Source organism: Sinorhizobium psoraleae (genome assembly GCF_013283645.1).
Taxonomy (GTDB): domain Bacteria; phylum Pseudomonadota; class Alphaproteobacteria; order Rhizobiales; family Rhizobiaceae; genus Sinorhizobium; species Sinorhizobium psoraleae.
The window spans coordinates 7,555-31,153 of sequence record NZ_JABEKV010000009.1 but is presented as its reverse complement, the minus strand read 5'-3'; the positions used below and the strand labels follow the sequence as shown (position 1 = coordinate 31,153).

22 protein-coding genes and 5 pseudogenes are annotated in these 23,599 nt (G+C 55.3%); 8 read left to right on the top strand and 19 right to left on the bottom strand.

What is annotated here, in order from left to right:
• The first annotated feature begins 80 nt into the window (after window positions 1-80).
• The 4 genes from ILFOPFJJ_RS29780 to ILFOPFJJ_RS29765 all read left to right on the top strand — a co-directional run bounded on the left by ILFOPFJJ_RS29780 (window position 81) and on the right by ILFOPFJJ_RS29765 (window position 3,348).
• Window positions 81-311, top strand: coding sequence for a helix-turn-helix transcriptional regulator (locus tag ILFOPFJJ_RS29780; RefSeq protein WP_173514122.1), 231 nt, complete (start codon window positions 81-83; stop codon window positions 309-311).
• A complete protein-coding gene (locus tag ILFOPFJJ_RS29775; RefSeq protein ID WP_173514121.1) occupies window positions 308-1,564 on the top strand; it encodes a type II toxin-antitoxin system HipA family toxin in 1,257 nt (418 codons plus the stop codon). Before ILFOPFJJ_RS29780 ends, ILFOPFJJ_RS29775 begins: the two co-directional genes overlap by 4 nt.
• Before the next feature lie 84 nt (window positions 1,565-1,648).
• On the top strand, window positions 1,649-2,278 hold the full coding sequence (locus ILFOPFJJ_RS29770) for a hypothetical protein (RefSeq protein WP_173514120.1): 630 nt from the start codon (window positions 1,649-1,651) through the stop codon (window positions 2,276-2,278).
• A gap of 2 nt (window positions 2,279-2,280) precedes the next feature.
• Window positions 2,281-3,348, top strand: coding sequence for an XRE family transcriptional regulator (locus ILFOPFJJ_RS29765; RefSeq protein ID WP_173514119.1), 1,068 nt, complete (start codon window positions 2,281-2,283; stop codon window positions 3,346-3,348).
• A gap of 12 nt (window positions 3,349-3,360) precedes the next feature.
• On the opposite strand, the gene ILFOPFJJ_RS29760 is transcribed toward ILFOPFJJ_RS29765, so the two are convergent.
• Genes ILFOPFJJ_RS29760 through ILFOPFJJ_RS29750 form a run of 3 tightly spaced genes read right to left on the bottom strand, consistent with a single transcriptional unit; the run spans window position 3,361 to window position 7,420 of the window.
• A complete protein-coding gene (locus tag ILFOPFJJ_RS29760) occupies window positions 3,361-4,449 on the bottom strand; it encodes a dCTP deaminase/dUTPase family protein (protein WP_173514118.1) in 1,089 nt (362 codons plus the stop codon).
• A complete protein-coding gene (locus ILFOPFJJ_RS29755; RefSeq protein WP_173514117.1) occupies window positions 4,446-5,486 on the bottom strand; it encodes an adenylosuccinate synthetase in 1,041 nt (346 codons plus the stop codon). The genes ILFOPFJJ_RS29760 and ILFOPFJJ_RS29755 overlap by 4 nt, the downstream gene beginning before the upstream one ends.
• Window positions 5,468-7,420: a ribonuclease H-like domain-containing protein gene (locus ILFOPFJJ_RS29750; protein ID WP_173514116.1), complete on the bottom strand. Its 1,953-nt coding sequence runs from the start codon at window positions 7,418-7,420 to the stop codon at window positions 5,468-5,470. The genes ILFOPFJJ_RS29755 and ILFOPFJJ_RS29750 overlap by 19 nt, the downstream gene beginning before the upstream one ends.
• 183 nt (window positions 7,421-7,603) lie before the next feature.
• On the opposite strand from ILFOPFJJ_RS29750, the gene ILFOPFJJ_RS29745 reads away from it, so the two are divergent.
• On the top strand, window positions 7,604-7,897 hold the full coding sequence (locus ILFOPFJJ_RS29745) for a hypothetical protein (protein ID WP_173514115.1): 294 nt from the start codon (window positions 7,604-7,606) through the stop codon (window positions 7,895-7,897).
• On the opposite strand, the gene ILFOPFJJ_RS29740 is transcribed toward ILFOPFJJ_RS29745, so the two are convergent.
• The 3 genes from ILFOPFJJ_RS29740 to ILFOPFJJ_RS29730 are packed head-to-tail and all read right to left on the bottom strand — an operon-like array spanning window position 7,891 to window position 9,547.
• Window positions 7,891-8,727 carry a 23S rRNA (adenine(2030)-N(6))-methyltransferase RlmJ gene (locus tag ILFOPFJJ_RS29740; protein ID WP_173514114.1) on the bottom strand — a complete coding sequence of 279 codons (837 nt, stop codon included), beginning with the start codon at window positions 8,725-8,727 and terminating at the stop codon, window positions 7,891-7,893. The genes ILFOPFJJ_RS29745 and ILFOPFJJ_RS29740 overlap by 7 nt on opposite strands.
• A 26-nt stretch (window positions 8,728-8,753) precedes the next feature.
• Window positions 8,754-9,107 (bottom strand): hypothetical protein, encoded by a 354-nt coding sequence (locus ILFOPFJJ_RS29735; RefSeq protein ID WP_173514113.1) that lies wholly within the window; start codon window positions 9,105-9,107, stop codon window positions 8,754-8,756.
• Entirely contained in the window at window positions 9,104-9,547 is a 444-nt protein-coding gene (locus ILFOPFJJ_RS29730) for a helix-turn-helix domain-containing protein (RefSeq protein WP_246299905.1), read from the bottom strand. Before ILFOPFJJ_RS29730 ends, ILFOPFJJ_RS29735 begins: the two co-directional genes overlap by 4 nt.
• Before the next feature lie 65 nt (window positions 9,548-9,612).
• On the opposite strand from ILFOPFJJ_RS29730, the gene ILFOPFJJ_RS29725 reads away from it, so the two are divergent.
• Genes ILFOPFJJ_RS29725 through ILFOPFJJ_RS29715 form a run of 3 tightly spaced genes read left to right on the top strand, consistent with a single transcriptional unit; the run spans window position 9,613 to window position 11,297 of the window.
• Window positions 9,613-9,831 carry a helix-turn-helix domain-containing protein gene (locus ILFOPFJJ_RS29725; protein WP_043613259.1) on the top strand — a complete coding sequence of 73 codons (219 nt, stop codon included), beginning with the start codon at window positions 9,613-9,615 and terminating at the stop codon, window positions 9,829-9,831.
• A gap of 10 nt (window positions 9,832-9,841) precedes the next feature.
• Entirely contained in the window at window positions 9,842-10,108 is a 267-nt protein-coding gene (locus ILFOPFJJ_RS29720) for a helix-turn-helix transcriptional regulator (RefSeq protein ID WP_173514112.1), read from the top strand.
• The gene (locus ILFOPFJJ_RS29715) at window positions 10,074-11,297 is read left to right on the top strand and encodes a site-specific integrase (protein ID WP_246299903.1); all 1,224 of its coding nucleotides are present in this window, start codon (window positions 10,074-10,076) and stop codon (window positions 11,295-11,297) included. Before ILFOPFJJ_RS29720 ends, ILFOPFJJ_RS29715 begins: the two co-directional genes overlap by 35 nt.
• A gap of 131 nt (window positions 11,298-11,428) precedes the next feature.
• Here the strand turns inward: ILFOPFJJ_RS29715 and ILFOPFJJ_RS36080 are convergent.
• The 13 genes and pseudogenes from ILFOPFJJ_RS36080 to ILFOPFJJ_RS29655 all read right to left on the bottom strand — a co-directional run.
• Window positions 11,429-11,599 (bottom strand): annotated as a pseudogene (locus ILFOPFJJ_RS36080) (helix-turn-helix domain-containing protein); the annotation flags it as partial.
• Between the two features lie 458 nt (window positions 11,600-12,057).
• Window positions 12,058-12,444: pseudogene (locus ILFOPFJJ_RS36605) on the bottom strand (transposase); the annotation flags it as partial.
• 101 nt (window positions 12,445-12,545) lie between these two features.
• Window positions 12,546-13,442, bottom strand: a complete 897-nt coding sequence (locus ILFOPFJJ_RS29705) for a LysR substrate-binding domain-containing protein (RefSeq protein ID WP_173514111.1) — start codon at window positions 13,440-13,442, stop codon at window positions 12,546-12,548.
• Window positions 13,443-13,702: 260 nt separating this feature from the next.
• Complete coding sequence (locus ILFOPFJJ_RS29700; RefSeq protein WP_173514110.1) at window positions 13,703-13,945, bottom strand: EscF/YscF/HrpA family type III secretion system needle major subunit; 243 nt, start codon at window positions 13,943-13,945, stop codon at window positions 13,703-13,705.
• A 250-nt stretch (window positions 13,946-14,195) separates the two neighbouring features.
• The gene (sctD, locus tag ILFOPFJJ_RS29690; protein WP_246299916.1) at window positions 14,196-15,560 is read right to left on the bottom strand and encodes a type III secretion system inner membrane ring subunit SctD; all 1,365 of its coding nucleotides are present in this window, start codon (window positions 15,558-15,560) and stop codon (window positions 14,196-14,198) included.
• Window positions 15,561-15,565: 5 nt separating this feature from the next.
• The gene (gene sctV, locus ILFOPFJJ_RS29685) at window positions 15,566-17,656 is read right to left on the bottom strand and encodes a type III secretion system export apparatus subunit SctV (RefSeq protein WP_173514107.1); all 2,091 of its coding nucleotides are present in this window, start codon (window positions 17,654-17,656) and stop codon (window positions 15,566-15,568) included.
• Window positions 17,657-17,689: 33 nt separating this feature from the next.
• Entirely contained in the window at window positions 17,690-18,031 is a 342-nt protein-coding gene (gene sctY / locus ILFOPFJJ_RS29680; protein ID WP_173514106.1) for a type III secretion apparatus assembly chaperone SctY, read from the bottom strand.
• Between the two features lie 6 nt (window positions 18,032-18,037).
• The gene (gene sctX / locus ILFOPFJJ_RS36600) at window positions 18,038-18,463 is read right to left on the bottom strand and encodes a type III secretion apparatus assembly protein SctX (protein WP_376741470.1); all 426 of its coding nucleotides are present in this window, start codon (window positions 18,461-18,463) and stop codon (window positions 18,038-18,040) included.
• A gap of 3 nt (window positions 18,464-18,466) precedes the next feature.
• Window positions 18,467-18,829, bottom strand: coding sequence for a type III secretion system chaperone family protein (locus ILFOPFJJ_RS29675; RefSeq protein WP_173514105.1), 363 nt, complete (start codon window positions 18,827-18,829; stop codon window positions 18,467-18,469).
• Window positions 18,826-20,133, bottom strand: coding sequence for a type III secretion system gatekeeper subunit SctW (gene sctW / locus ILFOPFJJ_RS29670; protein WP_173514104.1), 1,308 nt, complete (start codon window positions 20,131-20,133; stop codon window positions 18,826-18,828). The genes ILFOPFJJ_RS29675 and sctW overlap by 4 nt, the downstream gene beginning before the upstream one ends.
• Before the next feature lie 504 nt (window positions 20,134-20,637).
• Window positions 20,638-21,382: pseudogene (locus ILFOPFJJ_RS29665) on the bottom strand (IS110 family RNA-guided transposase); the annotation flags it as partial.
• A gap of 556 nt (window positions 21,383-21,938) precedes the next feature.
• Window positions 21,939-22,241, bottom strand: a pseudogene (locus ILFOPFJJ_RS29660) (integrase core domain-containing protein); the annotation flags it as partial.
• A 4-nt stretch (window positions 22,242-22,245) separates the two neighbouring features.
• Window positions 22,246-23,580, bottom strand: a pseudogene (locus ILFOPFJJ_RS29655) (IS30 family transposase).
• Between the last annotated feature and the right edge of the window lie 19 nt (window positions 23,581-23,599).

Sequence of the window (23,599 nt, the reverse complement as noted above, 5' to 3'; positions counted from 1 at the left end):
GTCACCGGATTTCCCGACCGGGAAATTTTCCTCGACAATATGGATGATATACTGCTACTTTCCCGATCGGGAAATTGAAGATGGCAAAAGAAGTCAGAAGCCCAGCCGATATCGGCGCTCTAGTTCGGAGTGCACGCAAGGAGCAAAACTTGCGGCAGGATGAGCTTGCCGGAGTTGCTGGCGTTGGCCTGCGGTTCATTGTCGATCTCGAAGCAGGCAAGCCCACGGCTCAGATTGGAAAAGTGCTCCAGGTTCTCCAAACGCTCGGTTGCTCTGTGGATATTTTAGCCCCTGGCGAGCGTAGACGATGACGAAGGTTCTTAACGTCTGGTGGGACGGTCGCATTGTCGGACAGTTCACGCAAGACAGACACGGCGACATAGGATTCGCCTATGCTCAGGCTTGGCTTGATGACGAAACCGCTCTTCCGCTTTCGGCTTCTCTTCCTAAGCGACTGGAGCGTTTCTCCCGCCGAGAATGTAGGCCGTTTTTTGGTGGCCTACTGCCCGAGGAAAGCCAACGCCTGGTTGCCGCGCAGGCGTTGGGCGTTTCACCCGCCAACGACTTCGCCCTTCTCGATCGCTTGGGCGGCGATGTCGCCGGCGCTCTTCAGTTGCTGCCGGAAGACCAAGAGCCCGTGAAGGCGGGACCGATTGCAGACCAGCAGCCGACGCCTTTGGATGACGTAGGAATCGTTCGCGTGCTGGACGCACTTCCGATGCGGCCGCTACTGGCTGGCGAGGAAGGCTTGAGATTATCGCTGGCCGGCGCGCAATCCAAAGTGCCGGTTGTTCTGATTGATGGCCAGATCGCGCTTCCGCTTCCCGGCCAGGCGACAACGCACATTTTGAAACCTCCCATCGCGCGCTTCAAGGGGACAACCGAAAACGAAGCCTTTGTAATGAAGCTGGCTGCCGCAATCGGCCTCGACGTTGCGCCCGTAGAGCCGAGATCAGCGGAGGGGCGCTCGTTCCTTCTGGTGGAAAGATATGACCGTGCCCGCGATGACAGCGGCGTCGTGCGCCGCATTCACCAGGAAGACTTTTGCCAAGCGCTCGGGGTGCCGCCGGAAACGAAGTATGCTGGCGAGGGCGGCCCCACGTTCAGGGACTGTTTCGAGCTATTGCGGCGCGTATCAGCACGCCCGGCTACGGATGTGCTGAAGCTGCTGGACGCCGCTATTTTTAATCTAATTGTCGGAAATGCCGACGCTCATGGCAAGAATTTTTCGATCCTCTATGACAGCCACGGCTCGAGGATGGCGCCGCTTTACGACCTGCTTTCTACGGTTGCCTACCCAGACCTTTCACCGAAAATGGCCATGAGGATCGGAAAGCGCGCCACTCTCGCCGAGATGGACACCGATGGGTGGCAGGCTTTCGCAAAGGAAGCAGGAATTGGCTTCCCACTGCTTCGTCGTCGGATCTCTGAGCTTTGCGATAATACGACGGAATTGGCTAAATCCGTTTCGCATGAGCTCGCTCACTCATCTACCAATCCGACTGCAATCTCCGAAATCGCCGAACTAGTGAACGACCGAGCAAAACTCGTTGGCCTGACATAGAGCAGCAGAAATGATCGCAGAACCGCATTGACTGCCATGTCCCATTTTGCTACATCATTTGATGACGAAATATGGGACATAGATATGGAAGCGGCAATCGTAGCAGATCAGCAGGATGTGGATAATCACCTTGCACAAATGGGGCTGACTCGCGACGATCTTATCCGAGCTGTTCGATACGCTGAGAGCGAACGAGCGCTTTGCACGGATAATGACCCCGTTGGATTCGCAAATATGGCGGTCTACGCTCGCGCGGGACGCAAACTTCGCGAAACCCTGTTGCCACGGGGCTGGGAAAAGGACGACACCAATAACCAGTGTGCCGTAACGAACCCGAAGACCAAGGTTAGAATTGTGCCCTGCAACTTCGATGATGGGGCAGGGAATCGGTTGCAAACGCCGGCCAACAAGTCTCCCAAAGGTGAGGTCAGCAGGCGTAAGTCTCTATGCAATCGCACCGCTTGGCTTCCCGGCCTTGTGCCGATCGAGGCACCCGTCGATGCAGACGGTTACGAAACCTGGCTGCTGGGAATGCGCATCGACGACAATTCGCCGACTGGTGCTGAATTGTCTCTTCCCGTTGACTTCGACGGTAGCTATTTCACCCAGTTTGGAAAACGCATCATCCTCCTCGACGGCTCGGAAGAGAAAATTACTGAGCTTTCAGATGACGACGCATTCGAGATCATCGACATTACCGTAAAACGAAAATAGCCATGCCTAATCCAGAGAGAATTGATTTGGTCAGACTGAGGCTCGGTCTGACCAAAATGGCGTTTGCCGAGCGTCTGGGCGTCGATCGCAAAACAGTACAGAGGATGGAGCAAGGTGGTGAAATTAGCGAGCAGCTAATGGACCGCCTGTGTGCGATCTCAGGTTACAGTAGACTGTTCTTTGAAAAATCCTCCGTCGACTACCCATCGCCTGACGGTGTCAGCTTCCGTTCACTTCGTTCATTGACCGCCGGACCTCGTGACGCAGCCTTGGCGGCAGGCGCACTTGCTTTCGAGATTGATGACTGGATTCGGCAACGCTTTGAACTTCCCGAACACTCCATTCCTCAGCTGAATAATCGAACGCCAGTAGCTGCAGCTGCGGCCGTGCGCGCGGCATGGGGAATCGGCGAGAAGCCAATCGCCAACATGGTGAACTTGCTGGAAGCGCACGGCGTAAGAGTATTCTCCCTTGTCGAGGAAACACGCCACCTCGACGCCTATTCATTCTGGAGAAATGAAAAGCCATACGTCTTTCTAAACACGCTCAAGACCGCTGAGCACAGTCGGTTTGATGCGGCTCACGAGCTTGGTCACCTAGTTATGCATCGGCATATGGGGTCGAACCATAAGACCGCTGAAGATGAGGCAAACGCATTCGCCTCAGCCCTTCTAATTCCACCAAATGATCTGATAGCGAAGCTCCCGCGAGCCCAATCTCTGCGGCAAATCATCCAATGGAAAAAGCGATGGGGAGTTTCGGCGGCGGCGCTAAATTATGCACTTCGTAAAAACGAACTGATTTCCGAATGGCATTATCGTGGCAACTACATTCAACTAAACAAACTCGGCAGGGAAAACGAACCCGACGCAATGGAACGGGAAACATCTCAAGTCTGGAGAAAAATCCTTACGGCACTTTGGTCTGAGGGAATATCAACGTCCCACATTGCGAGGGAACTTGCTATTCCTGAAAGGGAAATTTCGAATCTGCTGTTTGGAATTGCGGCTGTAACGAGCGGACCCGCATTCACCGATGGCCAAAATAGACTTCGCCTCGTTAAGGGATAACCATACGCAAATTTACTGCGGTGTCTTCTCTGCAGAGATTCTGGTAATGTCTTGCCGAATGGACGCATTCTCGCTGCTTAAAGAGTCAATAACTTTGGACATTTCAGCAATCTTTTTCTCTAATCCGGCGTATTGATCCAATTTAATGCCTAAGTCGTCGACTTTTTTACTTAAAGATTCGTTCATCACGAGCGAATCCTCAAGCCTTTTCTCAGCAATCGAAATGTAGTTGTTGTACAGCGCCAATTGAGATACGTTGTATGAATACTGCGTATAGACTAGTGTAACTAAACCAATAAATCCTGCGAGGATCGCTAACCCGGCAGCCCATGAAATTTTTGTTGTGTACTTTCTAGCAATAGACGCATCGTTTCGGGCAGAAATTGCATCCTTCCGAGAGTCGCTTACTACTTTGTCAATCGAACTCTGAATTTCTATTAACTTACCATTTCCATTCTCTTTTGCTGCCTTTTGTATAAATTCTGTAATATCCCAGAACTCAGATGTACTTGCGTCTGCACCAATGGCTGCATCACCAGAAACCGTCGAAGTAGTTTTGGTAAATTCTACCCAAATTAGCCCCTCCTCCAGAGGGATATAGTAATCCTCAGATGTCAAGTTGTGTAATGGAATGCACAACTTTCCCCAAAATCCAGGATCGACAATAGGACCCGTGCCGAGCAAAAGGCCTCGGTGAACATGTCGAATTTGAAGATTGAAGCGCAAAGCAATGTATTCCGGCAATCTAAAGTCTAGATCGCACTCCACAAAAACGATGGAGTTTGCCTTTACTTTCAGCTTGTTGTCTTCAAACGGAACCTTCTTTAGAACTCTTTCTTCATAAGTGTAAGCAACACTTCCGATACGCCCCTCATAAGATGCCTTCTTAAGCCGACGCTTTTTCTTTCCACCCTCGTAAAACGGACTGATCAGACCGGTTGCAAGAACATACTCCTTGATATGCTCCGCAGATAATAATGACGGCGGTATTTTCTTCTTGGCAAGAGGATCCGCCTTGTTTCTGTGCGCGCTGGCGAGCTCAGCAGCATTCTCTCTTGTAAGAGAGCACCACTCGGTGGCAGCGACTACATTCTGAGTCATGCTAAACATTCCTGACGCTCAATTACGTCAAAAGGCGAAAATCCAAACCAGTCCGCTTTACGCGAAATATCGGCTTCAATACCCAGAATAAATTCCCTTATTTGGCTCTTAGATCGCACAATGTCAGATGATGCACCGACATAATCCAAATGATTTAATACAACTCGGCTTGGTGAATTTACATCGATAGCTTTTCTTACAAGCGCAGGATCAAAATGGCCGACCCTGCGAAGCTTTTTAGTTACCGTTGTATACTCTCTGATGTCATTTTTTCCGGTCTTTGCAGCGATCTCTTCCCAGGTCGTCTCGTTGGTTAGTTGACCTGAATCCCCGGCAACTCGTATCGGAAACGAACGTATCACCATGGTAACGTCATCAACGTCCCTAGGACTTAGCCCTGCTTCAGCAAGAGCACCAGCAGCAGTGGTACAGCGCGAGGTTGCTTTCGGCCAATACCCACCTTCGAGCAATGACAACCCGAACCCCTGGGTGCCCTCAATTACGACACGAAAGTCCATATTTAGCTGATTGCGTAGCAAGGTAGCCACGTCGGCTACAAACTCTTGCAGAGGAGCAAAGTGTGCCGCATCGGGAGAAGGAAGCGAGAAATTTGCGGCTTCGCGAGCCACGGACGCCATCACAGCGCCGCCGACACCTGAGCCCGTCGACCCGATAGAGCCCGTAAGTCCCGCATCCCTTTCCCAGTTTTTATGTTCGGGTAGAATGATTCGAGCGTAAGGACTTATGAATACGCGTTCCTTTGGATACTGCAGTTCTTCAATCTCAGATAGCAGTAGTGCGACATCGATATAGGACCCAGCCGGAAATACGACATCGACGTTCTTATCGATGCACGAGGCAGGCATTTGTCGAAGAGCCCATTTCCTACCACTCCGATCGTAACCAGTGTGACCGGAGTTTGGTCCCCCAACACGAATTACGGTCACCGGTCCCGTCGCTCTGCGAGCAATTTCCAGAGCAACCTTGCCTTTTCCTTCAGAGCCGAACTGACCCCCTACTACGATTGAGACAGGCATGATTTCCCCTTAGTCAATTTACGTGCAAGCTCAGCAGCACGAATTTTGAGAGTTAATTTATCTGAGTCGTTGACGAAAATCTCGTGGGCCAGCGACCGGAGCTCTCCTACACGACCCTCAACCTCTGATTTTGCCGCCTGCTCAAAATTACCGTCAAGCATTCTCTCGTGATAACGGGTCTTTCTTACATCCTCAGCGGCCTCGATGTGGATGTGATGAAAATTGGCTCCAAAGCGTTCCACAAGATATGCATGATCCTCAGGAAAGCGCAGACCATCGACCACGATCGCAAATCCATCGGAGACACGCTGTATGGTTTTTTCCGCCAGCCATCGTTGACGCCCTGTCGCGTTGATTTCATGTCCAAGCTTCTGACGATTATAGCGCGTCAATTCGAGCCCACTTTCCCGGAGCATATCGTCGATAACTAGGCTGAACCGCGTGTATGAAAAGCCGAGCGCCTGAAGTTCTTCGGCAAACGTCGTTTTTCCGGCGGCGATTGGGCCGCTCACTCCGACAACCAATGGCATCGCAACCGCATCGGTCTTTGGAATAATCAATGGCGGCTCGTTTTCCGTACCCAGAGATTCAGTCAAGCCTGCCATATGGAACGTGCCGACCAACGCTGAGGTAATTGCATCCAATTCGTCATGGCTAACAGTGGCCGTCACGTAGTCCCCCGAAATTCCAAACTCATGGAGACCTAGTTTCAGCCATTCGATTCCTGCGCCTTTCCGGGGAATCCGCATAATATCTTGAGCCGCCCCTGGGTAGCTCTCGATTACAGGCACCCCGCCTTGCCGAAGCGTATTGGCGAGCTTCATTCCTCTGGCAGTCAGCTTCTGCATGCTTGGCAGCAGGCAAGGGTAGACGTTCACACCACGCCTTTTAAGCTCGCGTTCGCATTGTCGCATGATGCCATATTGGTCCCTCCCGGGATCAGAATCTTCGACGCTCACGCGACCGAACGGGAGGCAAAGCGGAGAATCGATCGAGACGAGGTCGGGCTTAGCTTCCATCGTCCGCTTGAGTATCTCTTCGTCAGAAAACAGCGTCGTTGTTGTCGCATGATTTCCGTCGAGTACGCACCAGCCGGTGCCCCTCGCTTCCGATCCGGTCAGGTCAATTCCTACAACCTTTGCGTCGGCTGCCGGTCCACACCCCAGAACATCGGCAAAATGAGGGGCTTTCGTCAGGTTGCTTGCAGCGCTCTTAAACTTCGGCAAATCCTGCCAGCCATCGGGTGCTGCCCAGTTAAGAAAACCTACTTTCTGACTAAAAAGGTCCGGCTGGACGTCAAACTGCGTCAGGACATGATCGAAAATTGCTCCCATTGCCGCTATATCGAGGCGATTGTAGCGAACTAGCTTTTCCAAAGCGTTGATTTCGCCTCTCAAATAGCGATGCCACAGCAGCACAGCAGCAAATCCATCGACCTCGGAGAGGTCTGCCCGAAGATTCAGATTGAGTTGCTTCTCGATCGCCTTCTGGCCGCCTGTCAAACCCACCCGCCGGCAGAGATACATCAGGTCGATATGTGTTGAGGGTAATCGGACGTCTGGAAACTCTTGACGCAGAAATCGCTGATCAAAACGAATGCCATTGAAGGTGACCATCGCTTTAGCATTGTATGCGTCTGCCAACAATCTTTGGTGATCGTCACCTTTAACGAGAGTCGACGCTTTGCCGTTGAAAGCCCATCCAACCACGGTGATTTCGTCGTAGTAGTGGCTGAGACCAGTCGTTTCAATATCGAGGAACAGCACCTGCTCTGGGTAGGACGCGCAAAGCGCCAGCTGCTCTCTAAGCAGTGGCGGAAGACGATAACGCTCCGGGGAACTCGCTGTGGATTTTCGACTTGCACTGCGCATCACACGCGAAACACTACCGGGGCCAAGCGCGCAGGCCAGTTTTCCTTTGCGAATATGCTCCATAACGTACTGGGTTGAGCTGAGAGGCTGTGCGTTGCTCTCTGACTTTCTACTGCGATGGTCATTTCGGCTTTACAGATTGTGTGTCTACTGCAAACACAGTAGCTTGGAAGGCTGGTTGTTGCGAGTTCACATTCGGACGACACACTGCAATATTTTTGTGACGCCGGTAGGACATCCAAAGGCATGAAAAGAGAAAAGTCGACCTACGACCTGGGAGATTACGAGCTCTCCGTTGAGCTGGTCATAAATGACGAGTCACGCCTCCATGATTACGGAATTCGACGCTCGGCCTGGTTTCGTGGGATTCGCATGATGCGACGCTACGGCCCAGACCTTGCGCTCGAGTTGTTGGATGAGCGCGCGAATAGATGTTACGAGCGGAAAGACATTCCGATGTGTTATCGCTTGCGTGACCTTATGGTCGCGATTCACGCGATGACCGAAGATGAAGTGCAACCGAACGATCGGGTTCATTGAGTCCCATCCTCTGCTGTGAGCCACTTGACTGACCAAGTGCCGTTTCGATCCCCCAACTTCGACGAAATATCTTGGCATAGAGACCTGGCCCGTTCATCGAGCTTCCATGGCGTGTTGCAGATAATTATGCCGCTTCCAGCCAAGTTTTCTCCATCCTTTCGAAACGGCAGGAACTCAATTCTTAGGCTCTTCGGATGCTGAGCACTGACGACAGCATCAGCAATCGCATCTCCGATTTTTGAATCTTTAATTGGATACCAGAGACAAAAAATTCCGGTAGCCCATTTGCGAATGCCCTTATTCAAGGCGGAGATCATCTTTTGAACTTCGTCTTTCTGCTCAAACGGCGGGTCAATGAATACTAGACCTCGTCTTTCGACCGGCGGCACGAGCGCATTGATCGCTTCATATCCGCTCCTGTTTTGGATAGTTACACGCCGGTCAGAGCGGTATCTGCTTTGAAGCGCAACATAGTCATCAGGATGTAATTCGCAGGCGATTAGTCTGTCGGTGGGTCGAAGCATCTGGCGCGAAATCTCAGGAGAGCCCGGATAATATCTAAGAGTTCCTGCGTTCACCGAAACGACGATGTCGAGATATCGCTGACAGGACGGAATACCGATATCGTAGATTTTTTCGATACCATCAGCTTTTTCCCCGGTCCGTAGAGCCTGATCGGATTCCAGATCATACATGCCAATGCCCGCATGGGTGTCCAGGACGAAGAACGGCTGTATCTTCTGCGTCAGATGCTCCAAAAGAAAGACCAAAATTGAATGCTTGAAAACCTCTGTGTGGTTACCTGCATGATAAGCATGTCTATAGTTCATCTTGGAGGCTCAATTTATGGTTTGTATCAAAACTGATAGCTACCGAAGCGGTCATGGAAGCTTCTGATCCGGCTGACCATCTTGCGGCCTCTCAGCGCACTACCACACGCGAACAGCATCATTGAAAAGCCCAGCACGGGCGTCAACCAAGCATCGGAGCCGCTGTTTGCATCGAACAAGATGAGCGAAACGGCTCCCATTGCAGCGAAGAAGACCATCCCGAAATCGTACTGCTTTGAAAGGCTCGCGAGCCGGGCCGAATGCTGGGCATAGCGCAATTGCCTTGCCAGCTTTCGCTTTTCGGATGTCAGTTGATCGCGCTGGCGTCCGATCGTGTAAAAACCCTGTTCGATTTTCTGCTCAAAGCTCGACTTACTCATATCGCTGACCTCAGATATTTCTCTGCAATTTCCTCTGTGAATTCGCCGTGCTGTTCAGCGTAGTCGATCAGGAAGCGGATGAGCTTCAAGCGCTTATCCGGTTCCACCTGACAGCTCTCCCGCACGATAAAGGCATCAACTTGGTTCGTAACCTCGTGATACAGATCGACCGTGTCTCGATTGTAGGGACTGCCTTCCCCGGTCATCATCCAGACTGGATTGACGTTGAACTTCGTGTAGAGCGCGCGCAGTACGCGAACAGGGATCTCTCGTTGGCCGCGTTCATACGTATTGTAGCCGCCCTGGGAGACCTCAAGCGCTTCCGCAAAGGGGATTTGCTTCAATCCAGAGTTTTCGCGGATCATCGTCAAACGTTTGCCCATCTGAGTGAGCAACGTGTCTTGCGTCAAATTATTATTTTTCTGATAATCGCGTTGCATTTTCGAGTTTGATGTGATTCGTTCGGGTTTGTATCAGCATATCATCAGTTGGAGGTGAATTTCCAATGCAGGCGCAACTCCTGTCCCCCAAACAGCTCGCAGACCGTTCCGGATGGCCGGTCGCACGCATTCGCAATTTGATTGCGAAGCAGGAAATCCGGCATGTTCGGATCGGTGGGAGTCTGTTCCTGCCGGAAAACGCCGTGGATGAGTATCTTGCGGCGAATATGGTCGAGCCCAAGCAGAAGGCTTTGGCGCTTGCTGATAACGCCTCCAGAGCGTGAGGAGCGGCACATGAAGCAGCAAGCAGAAGCGCCGGTCCCGCGCCCCATCTACAAGGTCGCGGTTAGCCGCGTCCGTGCTGCGGAACTTCTCGACGTCTCGCCGGGCACCTTTGACGATTGGGTGCGCCGTGGGTTGATGCCCAAGGGCGTGAAGATCGGAGCTTTGCGCCGTTGGGATGCGGAGGAAATCCGCGCGTCCTGGTACGAAATCAAGGAACAGGGACTGAGCGGAGACGAGGACGATGGCGAAAACCCGTTTGATTATGCGGTCGGGTAATCAGCGCGTCCCCTTCAAATATTGCTCGCGGGATATCGATCGGCACGGCAACGAGCGGTTCTATCTCCGCCTGCCAGGCATGCCTAAGTACCGGATGACGTCCGCATATCTGGACGAGGCCGGCAGCATCACCCAGGCATTTACGGAAGAATATCACCGCGTGCTGGCTGGCGATCGTGGCGAGAAAACCGTGCCGATTTCGCGACTGGAGCCCGGCTCGGTTCGCTGGCTTGTCGAGACCTATTATCGGTCCAAGGCGTTTCAAAGCCAGTCTCCGGCCACGCAGAAGGACAAAAAGAGCGTTCTCAATCGCTATTGCGTCAATGTGGGCGAACTGCCGTTCAAGAAGATCCGCAAATCCGACATCGAAGCCAGTCAGATGAAACGCAGCGGCACGCCCGGCGCTGCTGACAAGTTGGTGAAGTATCTCAAGGCGCTCTTCAATTGGGCCATCAGCGCCGAGCTGGCGACCTTCAATCCCGCGAACGGCGTGACCAAAATCCATAAGTCTCCGGGTTTCCACACTTGGAGCGAAGCGGAATTGGCGCGCTACCGCGCCGCCTATCAGCTCGGCTCCATGGCCCGGCTTGCAATGGAACTGATGCTGAATTTGGGTGTCAGACGCTCGGACCTGGTAAAGCTCGGCTGGCGGAACCTGGTCGGTGACCGCATCGAATTTATGCCGGAGAAGGGTTCCGGCAAATATGCCCAGTCCCTTAGCCTGCCCGTCACAGACGAGCTTCGCGAGGCGCTGGACGCGATCACGCACGATCAGCCAACCTTTCTTATCACCGAATACGGCAAGGCGTTCAGCGGGAACGGCTTCGGCAACAAGATGCGCCAGTGGTGCAACGATGCCGATTTGCCGGAATGCTCGTCACACGGCCTCAGAAAGGCGTCTGCAACCATCCTCGCCGAAGCCGGCGCGACCGAACATCAATTGATGGCGATCTTTGGTTGGTCTGATTCCAAGATGGCGCAGCACTACACCAAAGCCGCCCAGTCCAAGCGCATCATCGATGCCGGTTTCGAGCGCCGCAAAACCTATGTGGCCCGCAAAAATGTCCCACTTTCATCGAGCCGGAATTCCGGTGAGACAAATCGAGGAAAAAACGATGGAAAAACAACGTCCGAAGACAGAAATGGTGGGCCCGGAGGGAGAACGGTGCGCGCGATCAAATCGGAATAGTGCGCGCGATGAGCCCGGATTCCGCACCTGGCCTTGGTCAGAGCCTTTTCCTGGGGCGCCGGCGGATCAACTGCGCTCTGCAGCTGCAAGTCGCCGTCAACTCCTCCAGCCACTCTCGCCGGCCGCCCGCGCCGACGTGACTTCAGGTCACCACGAAGCCTGAGCTGATCGCGCCACTCGTAAAGACGTTGGCGACTGATGCCAACCTCATCTGCCAACTTGGTGACGGTTTCGCCCGCCTCCATTCGCTGGAGAAGCTCCAGTTTTTGGTCCTCATCAATAAGTCTTTGCCGTGCGGCCATGCCCCAGTTTCCTCTCCTTGCGGGGAAACTGTCCGCGATTTTCCTTGTCTCAGTCTGGGGGTGCAGTCCAATCGCGTCCGGTTTTTGATCGGAACGCTGTCCGGTGAATCGTCGGAATCCGGAGGGTTATGTGAGGTCGCCTCGGACGGCTCCACGCATTCGCGCGACCTCACATAAGCCAGATTGAAGGAAGCCGCGGGTTGTTTGTCGCTGCTATGGGAATAGTAGAGCACGCAGCTTGATGACGATAGCGGATTCGTCGCGGACGGCAATCGCACCGCCGAATTTTGGCGTGATCTGGCGACCCTTGCAAGCCGATTGCCGGGCGGTTGGCGGCGATTTTTGCGCTGTGAACGCGCGCTGACGGTGTTTCGACCTGGCCAGGGCCAAGTGGTATCGCGCGCCGGAAAGGCGCGTGGTTTTGCGTGGGTATTGGCCAGTGTTCGGCGTGCTGGACATCATGACGTATCGCACCGGAAAGATGATGGCCGCGGCGGTGAAACAGGCGCGACGGTGATCCCGGTCCTGCGCATGGGACGCCGGCAGTCGGGGCATTGATGGGCCTGCCGGTGCTGTGACTTGGCGGTCTGCGGCTGTCCCTCTGGTGGTGATGGTTGGTCAAGGAGCTCTCTGCAGAGACGGATCCGATCGCGTCGGTGGCTATTGGCGAGAAAGCCGAAGTGGCGCATGCGGTGGAAGCCGTCCGGGAGCACGTGCAGAAGAAAGCGCCGGATGAACTCGTGCGGGTCAAGGCGCATGATCTTCTCGCGGTCGCGGCCCTTGCCACGGTAATCCTTCCATCGGAAGGCAACGTGGTTATCATCGACCTCGACGATGCGGCTGTTGAATCAGCTTCGGCGTGCGGCGTCACTTCACAATCGATTCATCGATCGCAGCACGTGCTCTAGACCGCGAGCAGCCGTCCGGCTGAACGTGCGTCAATCCTTCATTTCAGCAAGAAGTGCTTTTCCACCTGCGCGGCGACCAGGGCACTTACCGCCTCGGCAGCGGAGGTGAGCGGCATGTCGCCGGAGGAGATGAGGCATGCCGTCAGATAAATCGGGGGATCGATGACGACAGTCCTCATCGCTTCGCAGCCTGGCACGACCGAGACATTCCCCTTGGGAATAATCGCGAATCCGATGCCGGCTTTGACCAAGGCGAACGCGCAGTCGCATGTATCGACCTCTGCAACGCAGTTCGGTGTCACTCCGGCCGCTGCGAACACCCGGTCCAGTGCGTTGCGGATTGTATGGGGCCGAGCGGGTAGCACAAGAGGAAGTGCCTTCAACTCTACCAGGGACACGGAGGGCGCGTCATTTTCTCCGTTGTCCGGCCGGATCAGATAGAGGCGCTGACGGAACAGGGGCTTCCGGACAAGGCCAAGGGTGAGTGTATCCTCGAAGACGGTGCCAATATCGAGCGCATGCGATTCGATGAGCGATCTAATGCGAAGAACGTCACCCGTGATCAAACGGAGCGTCACCTTTGGGAGTGCCGCCTTGCAGGCGCGGACTAAGGGGCCGGCGAGGGAGACAGCGAGTGCCGGAGACATGCCGAGTCCTACCGAACCTTCTGGCTCTCCCTGGGTGGAGCGCACGATGTCGCGCAGTTGGTCCATCCGACGCAGGACGAAGACGGCCTCCCGATAGAAGATCTTTCCCACCTGGGTCGGCGAAATACCTCGTACGCTGCGGTGCAACAGGGTGACGCCGAGCCTGGCTTCCAGTTCAGCGATCTGTTGGCTGAGGGCCGGCTGCGCCACATTGATGGTGGCCGCTGCCCGGGTGAAGCTGCCCGCATCGACGATGCTGACGAAGTACCGAAGGTGGCGTAGTTGCATGTGATAACCCTGCAAAAACTGAGATACTGCGCTGAAAGTCGCTTGTTCCGGTGCGCGAGAACGGAACTCTCATGGGATGCGCCCTCGTGGCGGCTTATCTCGCCACCGCGCCTCCGAAAGGCCCCATCAGCGACGATGAACGGCCAGCTTCCCTAGGTAGCCTCGGTTTACGCCGATACCCCACCAGACCGCGTCGGTCTATATGGCTGCCGGTCGGCAGAGTGCTGCAAAACTAAGTGCTGCAACATCTAACCGAATCTTCAGTTGATTTTCTGGACCACTCCCTTCAGGGCGTCGTAAAGCAGCTTGACCATGCTCGACTCCAAACTCAGGTTCAGGCTCCATTGCTGACTTATGGACTGAAACTTAATGAGATCGGTGGCGTTGTTCGGATCCATAGAAGCCATGAAGCTCTTGAGGTTCCTTTCTGCTGCAATAGTTGCACCACCAAGAGCGCTGGTGACGTCGCGGAGGTCAAGGCTTGCATCAGGCATGGTCGACATTTCTATCTCCTCGTTACAAAGTCACTGTTAAAGTGATTCAGCTTCTCTGTAGTATTAATTACATCTGTCGCTGCAGCGATTGCGTCCACTATGGTCTGTAATACTTCGAATGCATGCTTTGAAACTCCTGCATCCATTTGACGTTTCAGCGATTCCCGCCAGGTGTAGAATTCCCTTTCTATAGCAGATCTCCTGGCGTCGTGGGAATCACTTAGCAGCCGCGTCTGCGCAAGCAGGGCCATTACTTCGCTCACCCTTCTTCCTCCTCTGCTATCCATCTCGGCTTGCTCGGATAAGGAACATGCACCTCATCCGGGCCGATACGCACAGAAACTCCACGGCGATCTATGGCAACGATCTGACCCAATGTTTCGAGACTGTCGCCGAGCTTCAGGCGCGTTCCATTCTCGACGACGACGTACGGCGTTCGGCCGAGGTGTACACCTCTCGGCACCGGCAACGTGACGGGCGTGAACTGCGTCTCAAGCGGGATGTAAGGTCCGAATTTCTCCTGAAAGCGGGAAGCGACAGTCTGCCACGCTTCAAATGCCAGCGGAGTTAGCCTCCCGGAAACGAATAGGCCGTCTGGCTTCGTCAAGATGTGAATGGAGCGACGCAGTTGGACTGTCATAGCAGTCTCTAGAAAAACGCGAGCGCGCTCGGGGGTTGCGAGCGCGTCCTCAACTTCGCTTAGCCCCGGAATATCCTGCCGCAGGCGATGGAGCGCCTCCGTGACCTTCGCCTCGCTCGGTCCGTAGCCTGTTACAGTGATGCTTCCGGCGCCGTTCAACCGAAGGCTGCCGCGGATTCCGAAGCTGCGGAGGACGGTGGTGACAAGGCTGGTGAGTTGTGAATCCGACAGAGGCCGTCTGAATAGCACTTCCGCCTCAAGGCCGGCATTGCGTAGGGCGGCTTTTAGTTCACTGTGCTCTTCAGGTCGTAACTCTCCTTCGATGATCAGTTTGTCGTCGACCAGGGTGACGTTGACATCGGGTGCGACCTTCAAATCGCGAATGACATCGCCCGCTATAATCATCGGGTCAGCGGTCGGAGCGACTTCCGGGGAAGAGGGGGGAACGCGCCCATTTGCTGCCCAAAGGACAACCGGCGTGATCAGGAGAGCGCAAGCTACGGCGCCCAGCCGCAATCGAGGCGATGTGGACGCTACCATGTGATGTATCCTTCGGCCGAAAAATGCCGACGCCACTTCGGAACCGGTGGAGAGACACGCGGAAGTATCCAGGTCCCCGCTGTCAACCACGGGGCTGAATTCGGGAAAGCTGCAACCGGCCTGACCGATCCCAAAAACCGTCCGCCCAACCTGCACCGGAGTCAGCGGATTGAGCACTGTCCAGCTGTCTAACGTAAGATCCTTTCCGCCGATGCGCACACCTGGCGCGAGGGCAATAATCTGGATCCGTCCCGCCTCGACGGCGATGCGAAGATGTGAGGCGGCCAGTTCCGGGTCAGGGAAGGTGAGGTCATCAGTGGCGCTGGCACCTATCAGCCAAACTCCGTCCTCCAACGAGGTCTCTGCGCCCCGGCTGGCGCCAGACAGTACGCGCAACGTCAGCTTGGCTTCCTCACCAGCCACAGAAACGGGTTCCAAGTTCATATCTGTCACGACAGTGATATCCTTGCCAGCGGTTGTACGGAGATGTCGGGAGTAAGCTCCTGATAGGAGAGCACAGGTAGCCCATAGAGATCGACTTCAATGATCTTGCGCAAGTATCGGCGGATATCTATGGACGTCAGCAGCACGGGCGTGTGCCGCTGCTGGCCGATATTCCCCATCGCCATTCGCACCTTATCAATGATCTGCCGTGTGGTGCGAGGGTCGAGGGCGAGATAACTGCCGGCGGAAGTCTGCCGAATAGCATTACGTACGGTGTCTTCCGCTTCCGGCGTAAGAATGTAGGCTGGCAGTACGTTGCCGTCAGAATGTCGGAAACAGATTTCCCTTTTCAGCGAACAGCGCACGTGCTCCGTGAGCAGAACGTTGTCTTTTTCTTTCTGTCCCCATTCGACCAGGGCAGTGAGGATGGCGCGCATGTTGCGCAGTGACACCTCCTCGGAAACCAGTCGCTTTAAGATCTCAGAAATCCTCTGCAGGGGAATGGACCGCAATACCTCTTTTGCGAGTTCCGGGAAGGATCCTTCCATGTGATCCATCAGAATTTTCGTTTCCTGGATCCCGATAAACTCATCTGCTTGTCGTCGCAGGACATGGCCAATGTGGTAGCTGAGGATCTGAATGGGTTCCAGAAATGAGATACCGGCGGCTTGCAACGACTCGCGGTGTGCCATCTCCACCCAAGCGGTCTCAATCTGAGGCAGGAAGGATTCATCGAGAATATATGGAATGCCAAGGATATCGAGGTCCTCGATATCACGACCAAGAAGATGCTGCGCCCGCAATTGTCCTTTGCCACATGGTATTTCGTTTACCATGATGGTGTACGTGCCGTCCATGCAGCTATCGTTGACGCGCAGATGAATGCGCGGAAAAGGAACGCCGAGATCGAGCAGGAGCGCCTGCCGCATTGCCGCCAACTCCTCGTCCAGCCGGTCCGGCCGGATGATTCGCTGAATGTCTGGAGCAATGTCGACCATCAGAGGGACCGTGAGGGTGATGGCATCGCCGCTTTCGCCGCTTCGCTCAGCCGGCCCGTCCGACGCCGTCGCGAGTGGCCTCATGCCGGGAGTCGAGTAGGAACTCACTGCCGGCGGTGAAGGCCGCCGATTGCGCTGCAATAACCAGCCACCGCCTCCAGCCAATCCTGCCAAGATCACAAAAATCACTGTAGGAAAGCCAGGCACAAAAGAGAACAGAAGGAGGATGAATGATCCCACAATCAGCGCTCTTGGCTGGGCTGTGACCTCGTCTCCAATTTCGCTACCGAGATCTGAGCCCTTGTCCTTGTCGGTCACCCTCGTGACGATGAAACCTGCCGTGATCGAGGTGAAGAGAGCCGGGATCTGGCCGACGAGCCCGTCCCCGATGGTCAAGATGGCGTAAATCTCGAGAGCCTCGTGCAGGTCCATGCCTTTTTGTAGGGTGCCAATCGCGATGCCGCCTATGATGTTCACCGCGATGCTAATCAAGCCTGCAATGGCGTCACCTTTGACGAACTTCATGGCGCCGTCCATGGCGCCGTACAATTGGCTCTCGCGCTCAACGGCGGTACGGCGCCTACGTGCTTCTTGGATGTCGATGCTACCCGCACGCAGGTCTCCGTCGATGCTCATTTGTTTGCCGGGCATGGCATCCAGAGAGAAGCGTGCGGCGACTTCAGCCACGCGCTCGGATCCTTTCGTGATAACAACGAACTGGACAATGGTGATGATCAAGAAGGTAACCGCGCCCACCACGAGATTCCCGGCTACCACGAAGTCGCCGAAAGTCTTGATGATCTGGCCGGCGTGTGCGTGCAGCAAGATCATGCGTGTCGCAGCGATGCCGAGCGACAACCGAAAGAGCGTTGTCAGCAAAAGCACCGACGGGAAGGAGACAAACGCAAGGGGTGACTTTATGTAGACTGCGACCATCAGCAGGAGCGCGGAGATTCCCAGGTTGACTGCCTGCAGTACGTCCATGAGCACCGACGGCAGCGGAATAATCATCATAAAGATGATCGCAATCAACAGCGCCGCCAGAATTATGTCGTTCCGGCCAGTTGCAGCCGCCTGGACCTTTTTGAGAAAATTCACACCACTCCCCCCCCCGCGAGGCACCCGGCACGGTCACTTTCTATGCAGTGTTGTGACCGCTCGCTGACAGGCTCTCGCCTCGGATCTGAGGCCGAGTTTCCAATAAGCTTTGACCAGCACCTGTAACATGCGGAACCGGCCCTCATGATCCAGCGGGTGCTCAAGAATCCGCCGCGTTTCAGCAACGGTTTCCTCGTAGTGTCCCGCACGCAGCAGTGCGAGACAGCGTGCATGTCGTGCCCAGCGTAATGCGGGGTCGAGACTATCAAGGGCGAACAGCAGCTTGGCTGCCTTGTGAGGACAGTCATATTTGATATAGAGATACGCAAGCACCGATAGGGCATCTCGCTTGTCGGGACTCATGAGCGGTTCCATCAAAAATCATCCTCGCATCAGAGCGCGGCAGGAGTTATCCAGGAGAAGACGGTCGCATCGCGCCTGATCGAGGACCGAGAGGGCGTCGCGGTACACGGCGCTTTCTGAGTCTGCGGTTTGAGCCGCCAAATCGGCCACCGATGCATGTGCGGCCTCGAGTGTCGCGACGTATGTCGCCGATTGGAGGATTCCGGGATCCGTGATAGGCGGAGCGAAGGCAGCGATCATCAGGTCGTTGGCGGAGGGGGCGTTGTATAGCAGCTCGAAATGCGGCCGAATATCGGTTACCGGCGCACCGCGAGCGCCCAGCAGCGGCACAACATGTTCTGTCCGGATAAGACTCCCAGCGTCCGTTCCCGATTGCCGCACTCCCGCCAATAGAGAGGCGGATCGCGCAAAAAAATCTGAGCTATGAGAAGCGCTGCTAACCATGGATCACTCCGATGCCGCGTCAATTTCATTGCCGAGCCGTACGAGAACCTGGGCCGCAGTTTCCAGACTTGGCAGATCTATGCGCTCCTCAGCCATACCAATCAGCAGGACTAGCAGCGCATCGCCATAAAAGGCGACGTGCACCATGAACGGCAGTGCACGATCGGGGTGTACGGCCCTAAGGGCGGCGGCGGCGGCACCCTTGCGGTGAAGCGGCATGGCACGCGTTAAGTACATTACGAAAGTGCCGTCGCGACTTTCCATGTGGAGATTGCCCGAACGCTCGAGACGAAGAGTCACTGGGGGCGTCTGCAGTGGAAATCCCATGGCCGAGCAAAAGGCTTGAACAGCAGCATCTGCGCTCATGCGCTCTCTTCCTGTCCAATGCGGATATCCATCGCTTGCTGTACTGCCTCCAACATCGTCCTTCGCGCCTCCAAGTCGCGGTAGACACCGACGGGTATCATCGCAAGCAATTTTCGCGATTCGCGTAGTAGCGATATCTGTAAATCCAGTTCAACGGCAGGAATTCCAAGCCGTTCCGGAATCGGAATGATCTTCGATGGGTGGGGAACGATATCGTCAACGAGCGGCAATAATTGCTGCATTACGTCGGTAGCGGTCATGACTATTTTACTTTGCCGCGCGACCCGCTCGACCATGTCGCCGCAGCATTCGTGCACGGTATTCAACACTCGCAACGCCGATAACCCGCGGAGGATCTCACGGAGCCGAGCAGGCTCGATCGATGGACCAGCCGAACCGATGTCCTCGCCGAGCGCGCGCGTAAGAAAAGTGATATGCCGAGCAAAGCCCTCAACCCCAAACCTATCGAGAATTCCCCTATAAAGCCGAACCGGTCCTGGATTGCTGGAGATCGTGGCCCGATAAGAATCACTCAGCTCTGCAGCGCGCCGCTTGTCACCCGCCGCTTCTTCGAACGCCACCATGGAAATATTGAGCCCAGCACGAACAGCCACCCCTTGCTTGGCCATGAGCTCGGCCTTGGCAGCATCCGTCCACGTCGCAAGCTCGGTGAGACCCTGGCGTCGCAACTCTTTTGCCGTCAGCTCGAGTGCCGCATAGGCGAATGAGGGGTCCGCGAACCGCCGGCTAGCTTCGCGCAGTATGTCTTCCACTGCACAAGCGCCACTGCGTATGTCGCGCAGTAGCGCCTGCAACTCGGCACGATCAAATAGAGGGAGCCGTTCGAAATAGGCATCAAACTCGTCGACCGCGCTGAGCGGCAGTGCTACGCGCTTCTCCTCGGCTTTATGCTCAGCGTGCCCCGTAGATTCCATCACCTCGGAAAATCTGAATGTGAGCTCTTCCTTTGCCTGCTCCAAGAGGGTCGCATGTGTAGGCCTCTCGAGGTGAACAACCTCACCGCGCCATGAGCCCACTGGGGTCGGGACCAGCTCGCTTGCAGAACGTTCAGAGCCGAGACGCAACGAGGCCATTCCCAATACTTCAGTCGCATCAGACATTAATTTTGGCTCCATGTGGTCGACGAGGGATCGCTTGAATATCCGGCCAACCCACATCCTTCCGGATTTCCGGCGCCAACGCACTGCAGATGCCCACGAACAGGCTTCCCCCGCGGAACGGCTTACAATTTCGTGGCTGGCTAATCTAAGGTTGGATAAAATAATTTTCTTCTCCTCATTCAATTGTTGCTTCTACTCGAAGCTACATCTCTGCGGCGTGCCCTCTACCCGACGGGGCCGGTCGCGGCACTCATTCTTTCCGGTGCGCCAAACAATTATCGCTTCGTCGTGTATGCGAGAAATACACAATCAGTATGTGTTCATATGACATCCATATGGGCGCTATAGGCACGGGTGAAAGGCGTGTCTTAGGGCAGCCAAGGATCGTGTCTCACTGAGTGGTTGTCTTCTCTATTCGGCGTGGGGAGGTCACGCGCCTTCTGACTAAGCGTACCTATGGTGATTGATGTGTTCGCAGTGTCGCGCTTCTCTCCGGGCTCGGCCTGTGTGGCCCTCCCATGATGGGACCAGAAGAATGGGGCGGAACAATCTAATCGGCGACCTGATCGCGATGAGCGACCGCAACAGACAACCACGCGAACTTACCCCATCCGTCGCCCTGCGAAGGACATCTTTCCACGGCGGCGGAATCTTGTCTCCTTTTGTTCTTGTCACCTTGGTTGCTAATTACGCAGCAACAGGCAAGCTCTCCCGTGTCCAGCAGAATTCGGTTCCGTCACTCCACATGCGATGCATGATCACAGCGAGCCGTCGGGCCAAGGCTACAACCACCTTTTGCCTGCCGCGGCGGTTCCGGTATTCATCGCCCAAGCTTTTAGCCGCGACCATTTCTTAACATTTGCCAGCAAGACTTGCGCGGCTTCGTAAAGCAGGGATCGCATCATCGCGTCACCACAACAGGATACTCGCTCGACCGGTTTGCTTTCACCAGTCTCGTTCAGTCTCGGCGCCGGGCCGAGCACAGAACCGACCGCCCTTGAATGTGCAAACCGCGCAGGAATATCGATGGTTGCCGTTTAGGTGAGTGCGACAACGGGGCCGACGCCGGGGATCGTCGTCAACCTGCGGCAGACTTCATCCTCGCGGACCAAATCCAAAACCTTCTCGTGCAGCTTGGTGAACTCGTCGCGCAGCAGTTTGCGTGCAGTCAACAAAGGCTGGATGATTTCGCGAATCTCAGTCTTCGACGAGCTCATTGATCCGCTCCTCGAATTTGACCTTGCCGACCAATCCGAGTTGCAGGCCGAAGTTGCGCACCAATCCGCGAAGGTCATTCTCGATGGCGATGGCCTCTTCTTGCAAGAGTTTGCGCGCGGTCAGCAATGCTCGGTGCTTCTGGCCGTCAATGTCTTCACATGCAAGGTCGATAGAGATTGACGCGCATCATCTGGGCGATTCCACGCGCATCGCTGGCGGTCGCTTCTGCGGTGGCGTTGAGCCAATGCGTTGGAGCTTCTCCTGTCCTGAGCATGCTCTGCATGAGGACCGCAAGCTTCCGAGCGACTGCCACCGCAGCGCGCTCCCCCAGCTCTTGAGGCGCCCTGGCACTGCCGCTCTTGAGAAGCACCGCCAGGGCGGCGACCCAATCCAATCCCGCATGCGTATAGGTGCATATTGATGTAATATTTTCCTCCCGATATTCCCCCAGATAATAGTCAATATTACAGATGGCTCTATTTTGCTGTTCATCAAACTGGGGCGGCCCAACGCGCAAAAGCCGCCAGATCATTTTGTGAGCAAAGCGCTTAATGAAAAAGGAACTGCCGCCGTGATGCCAACATCAGGAGACGATGTCCTTTAGTGGCTCTGGAGTGCTTGTTGAAGGAGTTCCGATTGTTCGTCCGCTTTGCCGCTAGGTGTGAAGCGCGTTGAGGACCGGTGGTTCGACTCGGAAGGAATGCCAATGGACGATATGGCCTGGTTGTGAATGAACCGCGCCGGGTTTACCGGAGGCCGTTTGGTTTAAGTTATGCAGCCATGGCTGGTTCGTCCAGCATGGCGTAATACTGCTCCTCGGCTTCGGCTGGCGGGATGTTGCCGATGGGCTCCAGAAGCCGTCGATGGTTGAACCAATCGACCCATTCGAGTGTGGCGAATTCAACCGCTTCGAAGCTCCGCCACGGTCCGCGCCGATGAATGACCTCGGCCTTGTAGAGGCCGTTGATCGTTTCGGCGAGGGCGTTGTCGTAGCTGTCGCCGACGCTTCCGACGGAAGGCTCGATTCCCGCCTCGGCCAGTCGCTCCGAATACTTGATCGAGACGTATTGGGCAGATTCAACCGGTCGTAGCAACACCGCCAAAATTAGAAATTTCCAGGAATTGGTCGAGTGCTTCGGCCGGTGTTTTCCAGCCCAGCGTCTTTCGCGGCCGTGTATTGAGTGAGTGGGCAACGGCTTCGAGTTCGCTCTGTGCAAACCGACTGAGATCGGTGCCCTTAGGGAAGTACTGCCGCAGGAGGCCATTGGTGTTTTCGTTTGTGCCACGTTGCCAAGGGCTTTGCGGGTCACAGAAATAGATCTGCAAGCCGGTGTCGATCTTTAATCTGGCATGTTGGGACATTTCCGCGCCCTGATCCCAGGTGAGCGACTTGCGCAATTCTTCGGGAAGCTTTGTCATGGAGCGCGCGATGGCGTCACGGACGGCGCTGGCACCATGACCTGCGAGCGCAGGACCATTCTTCACTCCCTTGCCGGGTTGAAAGCCCTCCATTCGCGGCAAATGCAGCAGCATGGTGAAGCGCGAAGCCCTCTCGACAAGCGTGCCAATCGCAGAACTTCCCAGGCCAAGAATAAGATCTCCTTCCCAATGTCCCGGCACAGCTCGATCCTCGATTGCCGGCGGTCTTTCGCTGATCATAATCGCATCGCCGATGAAAGACTTTCCACGAACACGACCTCGCTCTCGAGGGAGACGAAGGGCCCGGCCTGAACGCAAACAAGCGCTGAGTTCACGGAGTAGCGCTCCGCGTCCTTGGATGTACAGAGCTTGGTAGATCGCTTCGTGACTGATGCGCATGCTCCGATCCTCGGGAAAGTCTAGCCGAAGCCGATGTGCGATCTGCTCGGGGCTCCAAGCGGTCGACCATCGCCGGCTTTGACGATGAACTGCGCGTCGTCCCTTCCATACGACGTCGGGGCCGTCGAAGCTCATGCCATCAGGAGCTCTGACCGTGCCCGCCAAACGATCCTGTACATAATCCCTCAGGGCCGCATTGGTCGCAAGCTTGCTCTGCTTTGGCCGTTAAGCTGCACGATCGGCATGCCATTGCGCGGTGCTCGCTTTGTATTCGAAGCTCCCACTACGCGTGGCAGAGTTGCGGCGTATCTCGCGGGAGATCGTGCTTGGCGACCTATTAAGCTTACGAGCAATCGCTCGAATGCTCGTGCCCCTGGTCAATTCGAGCGCAATCTCTTCACGCTCCTCAAAAGCTAGATAGCGATCACCAATCGGCTTTGCAGAAGGTGCAAGGTGTGTTGGCGGCATTCCTCCGGCTCCTCGAAACCAACGTACTCCGACGGGCGGCGATACGCCCGCGTTGACGCCAGCATCTTCGCTCGTCAGCCCGGATGCAATGTAAGCGCCGTCTCCGCCCCATTGGATAGGCTGTATTTTGAGGCTGGCCGGGCGT

What these genes read in the sequence shown, in the direction of transcription:
- ILFOPFJJ_RS29780 (WP_173514122.1), top strand. Translation starts at nt 81, where the DNA reads ATGGCAAAAGAAGTCAGAAGCCCAGCCGATATCGGCGCTCTAGTTCGG.
- ILFOPFJJ_RS29775 (WP_173514121.1), top strand. Translation starts at nt 308, where the DNA reads ATGACGAAGGTTCTTAACGTCTGGTGGGACGGTCGCATTGTCGGACAG.
- ILFOPFJJ_RS29770 (WP_173514120.1), top strand. Translation starts at nt 1,649, where the DNA reads ATGGAAGCGGCAATCGTAGCAGATCAGCAGGATGTGGATAATCACCTT.
- ILFOPFJJ_RS29765 (WP_173514119.1), top strand. Translation starts at nt 2,281, where the DNA reads ATGCCTAATCCAGAGAGAATTGATTTGGTCAGACTGAGGCTCGGTCTG.
- ILFOPFJJ_RS29760 (WP_173514118.1), bottom strand. Translation starts at nt 4,449, where the DNA reads ATGACTCAGAATGTAGTCGCTGCCACCGAGTGGTGCTCTCTTACAAGA.
- ILFOPFJJ_RS29755 (WP_173514117.1), bottom strand. Translation starts at nt 5,486, where the DNA reads ATGCCTGTCTCAATCGTAGTAGGGGGTCAGTTCGGCTCTGAAGGAAAA.
- ILFOPFJJ_RS29750 (WP_173514116.1), bottom strand. Translation starts at nt 7,420, where the DNA reads ATGGAGCATATTCGCAAAGGAAAACTGGCCTGCGCGCTTGGCCCCGGT.
- ILFOPFJJ_RS29745 (WP_173514115.1), top strand. Translation starts at nt 7,604, where the DNA reads ATGAAAAGAGAAAAGTCGACCTACGACCTGGGAGATTACGAGCTCTCC.
- ILFOPFJJ_RS29740 (WP_173514114.1), bottom strand. Translation starts at nt 8,727, where the DNA reads ATGAACTATAGACATGCTTATCATGCAGGTAACCACACAGAGGTTTTC.
- ILFOPFJJ_RS29735 (WP_173514113.1), bottom strand. Translation starts at nt 9,107, where the DNA reads ATGAGTAAGTCGAGCTTTGAGCAGAAAATCGAACAGGGTTTTTACACG.
- ILFOPFJJ_RS29730 (WP_246299905.1), bottom strand. Translation starts at nt 9,547, where the DNA reads ATGCAACGCGATTATCAGAAAAATAATAATTTGACGCAAGACACGTTG.
- ILFOPFJJ_RS29725 (WP_043613259.1), top strand. Translation starts at nt 9,613, where the DNA reads ATGCAGGCGCAACTCCTGTCCCCCAAACAGCTCGCAGACCGTTCCGGA.
- ILFOPFJJ_RS29720 (WP_173514112.1), top strand. Translation starts at nt 9,842, where the DNA reads ATGAAGCAGCAAGCAGAAGCGCCGGTCCCGCGCCCCATCTACAAGGTC.
- ILFOPFJJ_RS29715 (WP_246299903.1), top strand. Translation starts at nt 10,074, where the DNA reads ATGGCGAAAACCCGTTTGATTATGCGGTCGGGTAATCAGCGCGTCCCC.
- ILFOPFJJ_RS29705 (WP_173514111.1), bottom strand. Translation starts at nt 13,442, where the DNA reads ATGCAACTACGCCACCTTCGGTACTTCGTCAGCATCGTCGATGCGGGC.
- ILFOPFJJ_RS29700 (WP_173514110.1), bottom strand. Translation starts at nt 13,945, where the DNA reads ATGTCGACCATGCCTGATGCAAGCCTTGACCTCCGCGACGTCACCAGC.
- sctD (WP_246299916.1), bottom strand. Translation starts at nt 15,560, where the DNA reads ATGAACTTGGAACCCGTTTCTGTGGCTGGTGAGGAAGCCAAGCTGACG.
- sctY (WP_173514106.1), bottom strand. Translation starts at nt 18,031, where the DNA reads ATGGAACCGCTCATGAGTCCCGACAAGCGAGATGCCCTATCGGTGCTT.
- sctX (WP_376741470.1), bottom strand. Translation starts at nt 18,463, where the DNA reads ATGGTTAGCAGCGCTTCTCATAGCTCAGATTTTTTTGCGCGATCCGCC.
- ILFOPFJJ_RS29675 (WP_173514105.1), bottom strand. Translation starts at nt 18,829, where the DNA reads ATGAGCGCAGATGCTGCTGTTCAAGCCTTTTGCTCGGCCATGGGATTT.